The sequence below is a fragment of the Streptomyces muensis genome (genome assembly GCF_021474425.1).
Taxonomy (GTDB): Bacteria; Actinomycetota; Actinomycetes; order Streptomycetales; family Streptomycetaceae; genus Streptomyces; species Streptomyces muensis.
In genome coordinates this window covers 1-4466 of record NZ_JAKEIP010000433.1, presented here as the reverse complement: position 1 = coordinate 4466, position 4466 = coordinate 1, and the positions used below count along the sequence as shown (strand labels likewise).

The 4466-nt window shown below is 72.5% G+C and carries 3 protein-coding genes and 1 pseudogene; 2 read left to right on the top strand and 2 right to left on the bottom strand.

Annotation, left to right across the window (positions count from 1 at the left end):
* Nucleotides 1-122: 122 nt before the first annotated feature.
* Nucleotides 123-446, top strand: a pseudogene (locus L0P92_RS42460) (DUF485 domain-containing protein); the annotation flags it as partial.
* The gene (locus L0P92_RS42455; RefSeq protein ID WP_234768486.1) at nt 443-2053 is read left to right on the top strand and encodes a sodium/solute symporter; all 1611 of its coding nucleotides are present in this window, start codon (nt 443-445) and stop codon (nt 2051-2053) included. The pseudogene L0P92_RS42460 and the gene L0P92_RS42455, both read left to right, overlap by 4 nt.
* A gap of 97 nt (nt 2054-2150) precedes the next feature.
* On the opposite strand, the gene L0P92_RS42450 is transcribed toward L0P92_RS42455, so the two are convergent.
* Nucleotides 2151-3038 (bottom strand): cellulose-binding protein, encoded by an 888-nt coding sequence (locus L0P92_RS42450; RefSeq protein WP_234768485.1) that lies wholly within the window; start codon nt 3036-3038, stop codon nt 2151-2153.
* A gap of 339 nt (nt 3039-3377) precedes the next feature.
* Nucleotides 3378-4466, bottom strand: a 1089-nt coding sequence (locus tag L0P92_RS42445) for an SUKH-4 family immunity protein (RefSeq protein ID WP_234768484.1), incomplete at its 5' end; no start/stop codon positions are given.

Here is a 4466-nt window from a genome sequence, read left to right as displayed (position 1 = left end):
CCCCCCCCCCCCCCCCCCCCCCCCCCCCCCCCCCCCCCACCCCCCGTAGTTCATGAAACGGCGACCACCGAGATCTACCCGTATAGCTGTTCGTCGGCAGCGTCCGATGGGTATAAGAGACCGCCCTCGGACACCACAGCGACCTGCGGATCCTGCGCACCGCCTACCGCTGGCAGCGGCGCGTGGCGACGCTCACCGCGCTCGGCTACTTCACGCTGTTCCTGATCCTGTCCGCGTTCGCGCCCGGGTTCATGTCGAGCACGGTCACCGACGGGCTGCCCACCGGACTGCTGCTCGCGCTGATCCAACTGCCCGTCACCTGGCTGGCGATAGGCCTGTACGAGCACACCGCCCGCCGTTACGTCGACCCGCTCGCGGACCGTATCCGCAAGCTGGCCGAGGTGGACGCCAAGCGGGAGGCGGGGAACCGGGGGACGCGGCGATGACCGACTTCAGCGGAGACGCGCAGGCGATGTCGCTGGTCGCGTTCTGTGCCGTGGCCACCATCACGCTGCTGCTGTGCGTGATGACCGGCCCGGACCGGGACGACCTCGACGAGTTCTACACGGGCTACAGCTCCCTGTCCCCCATGCGCAACGGGCTGGCCATCGCGGGCGACTACATCAGCGCCGCGACCGTGCTGGGCACGACCGGCGTGGTCGCGCTGTGCGGCTACGACGGCGTCGTGCTGGCGCTGAGCACGGCCCTGTCGCTGATGCTGCTGATGTTCCTGCTGGCCGAACCCCTGCGCAACGCGGGCCGGTTCACCATGGGCGACGCGCTGGCGCGCCGTATGCCCGGGCGGGGCGTGCGGATCGCGGCGTGCGCGGTGACGCTGGCCGCGCTGGTGCCGCTGATGCTGGTGCAGCTGGCCGGCACGGGACAACTGCTGGCGTTCATCCTGGGGTTCTCCAGCGACAGCCTCAAGACGGGGTGCATCATCGGCCTCGGCGTGCTGATGATCAGCTACGCGGCGATCGGCGGGATGAAGGGCACCGCGCTCATCCAGATCCTGAAGATGGTGATGCTGCTCGGCTCGGGCGCCGTGGTCGCCCTGCTGGTGCTCGCGAAGTTCGACTGGGACCCGGGCGCGCTGTTCGACGCCGCGGCCCGGCAGAGCGGGGTCGGCTCGGCGTTCCTGGAGTCCGGCCTGCAGTTCGCGGGCGGCCCGCACCCCCGCCTCGACATGATCAGCTCCCAGCTCGCGGTCGTCCTCGGCGGTGCGGTGCTGCCGCACATCACCATGCGCATGTACACGGCGTCCGGGGCACGTCAGGTGCGCCGCTCGATGTCCTGGGCGGTGTCGAGCGTGGCGCTGTTCGTGCTGGTGATCACGGTCGTCGGTTTCGGCGCGACGGCGCTGATCGGGAGGGCGGTGATCGCCGGGGCGGACCCGCAGGGCAACACGGCTTATCTGCTGGGCTCCAGGGCCGCGTTCGGCGCCGAGGTCTCCACCGCCGAGACCCTGCTCTTCACCGCGGTCACCACGGCCATCTTCCTCACCGTGCTCGCCTCGGTCGCCGGCATGATCCTGGCCTGCGCGAACTCCCTCGCCCATGATGTGTTCGCCGCGCGGCTGCGGGAGCTGTCGGGCCGCCGCGAGATGATGGTGGCGCGGCTGTCGGCGCTGGCGGTGGGCGTTCCGGCGATCCTGCTGGCGACGATGGTCCAGCACCGCAGTCTCCAGCCGCTGGTGACCCTGTCCTTCACGCTGGGCGCCTCGGCCATCGCCCCGGCCCTCGTCTACAGCCTCTTCTGGCGCCGGTACACCCGGGCGGGCCTGCTGTGGACGCTGATCGGCGGCTCGGTGGTGGTGCTGGTGCTGATGCCGGGGACCAATCTGGTCTCCGGGTCACCGGTCTCGGCGTTCCCCGACGCCGACTTCAACTGGTTCCCGTTCACGACACCCGGCCTGGTGTCGGTACCGGCCGGCTTCGCCTTCGGCTGGCTGGGGACGGTCCTGTCGGGGCGGGACGAGTCGGAGGAACAGCGACGGCAGTACGAGGCCGTGGAGGGGTGGATTCTCGCGGGCGCGGTGCGCAGGGGGAACTGAGGCATCCGCCGGGCACCCGGAGTGGGGGCGGGGCGAGTCGCGGGCGGGGGCGAGTCGGAGGGCGGGGTTCTCGCCGGGACGGCGGCCCTGTCGCGGTTCACTCCATCGCCGCCTGCCGCTCAAGGGTCGACAGACTGTTGCGCATCTGGTCCATCTGCAGGCGCACCTCGTCCCACATCTCCCCGTGCTCGCGCAGCACCCGCTCCGTCTCCCGGGCGACCCGCTCCGTGCGCTGCCGGGCCTGCTCGAGGAGTTCCGCCGCGCGTGCCGCCGCCTCCTCCTGCAAGCGCTGGGCCGAGGCCCGAGCGTCGGCGAGCTCCTGCTCCGCCTCCGCCAACGACGCCTCGGCCCGCGCCATCCGCTCCGTCTCCGACTTCTCCAGCGCGGCCAGCCGCCGCTCGGCCTCCCGTTCGGCCTGCGCCAACCGCTCGGCGTGCTCCTTGGCCTGCCGCGCGACCAGTCCGGCGGTCTGCTGGCGCACCTGACGCAACGGCCCGAGCACCTCCCCGCGCTCCTCCTTCACCTCACGCCGGGCGGCGATACGGGTCTCGCCCGCCTCGGCGCGCGCCGCGAGCAACCGCTGCCGGGCCCACTCCTCCGACGCGGCGGTCACCGCGTCGGCGTGCGACTGCGCCGCGTCCCGCAGCTCGTCCGCGTACGTCTGCGCCTCCTCCAGCATCCGCTGCGTCTCCTGCCGCGCCCCCTCCCGCACGGCCGCGGCCTCCTCCTCCACCAGCTCGAACAGCCGCCGCGCCCCCTCCCCCAGCTCCTCGTACGTCTGCGGGGCGAGCTGCGCGACCACCTCCCGCAGCCGCCGCGCCTCGTCGTCCATCTCCCGGGCGAGCACGGTGAGCCGGGCGGCCCGCTCCCAGGCGGCGTCACGGTCCCGGAAGAGGGCGTCGATGTAGGCGTCGACCTGTTCGGGACGGTAGCCACGCCCTCTTACGACCACGAAGTCGTAGAGCGGGACCGGTGCGCTGCTCATCCTGGAACCCCTCTCCGCCGAACGGATGCGAAATGATGATTTAGCGCACATCTTGATGTATCGGGCGGAAGCGTTCATAACGCGACACTCCGCGCAGGAGGCACCGCACAGGGGCACTGAGGCACGGAGGCACGCCGAGCGGCGCGCAAGAAGACCAGCGGCGCGCGGAAGGACGAACGGCGCGCAGAACGACGAAGAGCGCATACGAAAGGGCCGGCTCCCGGTCGTACCACCGGAAGCCGGCCCTCTCACGCCCGCACGCCGCGGTGAGCGGCGGTCAGCGGCAGCCGGGTGACATCACCCGGCCGCCCTCACCTCACGACAGCAGCCGAACGGCCGTCACAGCAACCCGTCCCACATCTGCTCCAGCAGCACCGACCACCAGCTCTCCGGCGACCCCAGCGCCGCCGGGTCCAGCGCGGCCAGCTGAGCCTGGAAGTCGACGGTCCAACGCCCCGCCTGCTCCTGGTTCAGACCGAAACGAAGCCGCCACATCCGGCCCAGCAGCGCCAGACAGCGCTGGAACTCGGGCAGGCCGGTGTTCACGAACTGCGGCGGCACGGGCGCACCGCCCGGCCCCGCCTCCACCGGCACGGCGACGATGTTCGCCGTCCCGTACTGCACACACAGCGCCTTGCCGAAGTCGCTGCCCATGACCAGGTACGAGCCCGCGTCCGACGCCGGCTGCACCCCCCGCTCCTGCGCCAGCTCCGCCAGCGTCGGAACGGGCCGCCCCGGCTGGGCCTGCGCCCAGAAGAACGGGCCCATGTCCATCGGCAGACCGCCCACCATCAGGCTGTGCGCCACGACCGGCGGCACACCCTGCCGCGACACGGCGGCCTGCTCGAACCGGAACAGCCCCGGCCCGAACGCGCCCGCGAGCTCCTGCGCCACACCCTCCGGCGGAACCGGCGGCACCGCCTGCACCTGCGGCAACGGCGCCCGCACCGGCGCCGGCCGGGCGGGCCCGTCGGCCACCTGGTGCAACTCGCCCTGATGCGCCAGCAGCTGCCGCATGCCCTGCTGCCGGCTCGCGTGGTCCGTGCCGTACGGCGCGATCGACGTGATCCGCGCCTGCGGCCACTGCTCCCGGATCATCCGCGCACAGTACGCACCCGGCAGCTCACAGGACTCCAGCTCCGTGTGCAGCTCCAGCACCTGGTCCGGCGGCACGTTCATGCCCCGCAGCTCATGGAAGATCTGCCACTCCGGGTGCGGCGTACCCGGCGCCGAACGCCGGATCAGCTGCTGCTCCGACCCGTCCTGCGCGCGGTAGCGGAGAACGGCCTGGTAGCCGGGGCCGACGGTCGGCTGACCGGTGGGCTGCTGCGGGTAGCCGTACGCCGGCGGCTGACCGGGCTGACCGGCGGCGGGCTGACCCGGCTGACCGGGCGGCGGGATCGCACCCGGGGGCATGGAGGGCTGGGG